The organism is Sedimentibacter sp. B4 (assembly GCF_000309315.1).
GTDB classification, from domain to species: Bacteria; Bacillota; Clostridia; order Tissierellales; family Sedimentibacteraceae; genus Sedimentibacter; species Sedimentibacter saalensis.
Genome location: NZ_CANG01000088.1, coordinates 1 through 240 on the forward strand (window position 1 = coordinate 1; position 240 = coordinate 240).

At 67.5% G+C, this 240-nt stretch carries 1 protein-coding gene; it reads left to right on the plus strand.

Annotated elements, in window-relative coordinates:
• Positions 1-240 (plus strand): winged helix-turn-helix domain-containing protein (locus BN358_RS10240; protein WP_198018366.1); only part of this gene is annotated, 240 nt, incomplete at both ends.

Sequence of the window (240 nt, forward strand, 5' to 3'; positions counted from 1 at the left end):
CCGGGCACAAGGGACGGACGCTCACCAGGGAGTTCATTCTCGACGAGGTGTGGGGCTACGCGTTCGACGGCAACTCCCGCACCCTCGATGTGCACATCAACCGCTTGCGGGACCGATTCGGCGAGGACTCAGGCTTCCGGATCGTCACGGTGCGCGGGCTGGGGTATCGCCTGAGGACGTCGGATGAACGAGCAGGACGGTGTCCGGCGCCCGACCACGTCGCGTACGGGGAACCGCGGC